This window comes from Roseateles subflavus, from assembly GCF_030285365.1.
GTDB classification, from domain to species: domain Bacteria; phylum Pseudomonadota; class Gammaproteobacteria; order Burkholderiales; family Burkholderiaceae_C; genus Roseateles_B; species Roseateles_B subflavus.
The window spans coordinates 1-1001 of record NZ_JASVDS010000023.1; the positions used below are offsets into that span (position 1 = coordinate 1).

At 70.8% G+C, this 1001-nt stretch carries 1 protein-coding gene; it reads left to right on the forward strand.

Translation table 11 applies throughout. The annotated features are described in order from the left end of the window. The coding region (locus QRD43_RS22690) for a condensation domain-containing protein (RefSeq protein WP_285984794.1) at positions 1-1001 on the forward strand (1001 nt) is incomplete at both ends.

The following is a 1001-nucleotide window of genomic DNA, read 5'->3' on the forward strand; positions in this document are numbered from 1 at the left end:
CTGATGGCGGCGCAGGGCGATGTGTACCTGCTGCGCGCGGTGCTGCGCTTCGATGGCGAGGCCCGGCTGCAGCGCTACCTGGACGCCCTGCGCCAGGGGCTGCGCCGTCATGACGTGCTGCGCACCGCGCTGCACTGGGAGGGATTGGACGAGCCGGTGCAACTGGTGCAGCGTGAAGCGCCACTGCCGGTCCTGGCCCTGGAGGCCGCCGAGCTGGGCCTGGCCGAGGACTCGCAGGGCGATGAAGCGCTGCAAGCCCTTCTGCAGCACAGCGACCCGCGCGGGCTGCGCCTGTCCCTGCAGCAAGCACCGCTGATGCAGGTGCGCACGCTGCGCGAACCGGGCCGCGCCAGCTGGCTGATGGTGCTGCTGGTGCACCACCTGGCCGTGGACCACCAGGCGCTGGACGTGCTGCAGCAGGAGATCGCCCTGCTGCTGAGCGACCGGGGTCAGGACTTGCCTCCCGCGCAGCCCTTCCGCAACTACGTGGCACAAGCACGGCTGGGACTGACGCCGGCCCAGCATGAAGCCTACTTCCGCGAGCAGTTGGGCGATGTGGACGAACCGACGCTGCCTTACGGCCTGTCGGACGTGCAGGGCGACGGCAGCCAGATCGGCGAAGCCCACCTGGCGCTGCCGGATTCGCTGAGCCGCGGCCTGCGCACGCAAGCGCGGCGACTGGGCGTGAGCGTGGCCAGCCTGTGCCATCTGGCCTACGCCCAGTTGCTGGGCAGGGTCAGTGGCCGTGAGGACGTGGTGTTCGGCACCGTGCTGTTCGGCCGCATGCAGGCCGGGGCCGGGGCGGACCGCGCCCTGGGGCTGTACATCAACACCTTGCCCTTGCGCGTCAAGCTGCAGGGCCCGGTGCTGGACGCGGTCAAGCAGGTCCAGCAAGACCTGGCAGGGCTGCTGCGCCACGAGCATGCCCCGCTGGCCTTGGCCCAGCGTTGCAGCGGCCTGGAGAGCGGCGTGCCGCTGGTGACGGCACTGCTGAACTACCG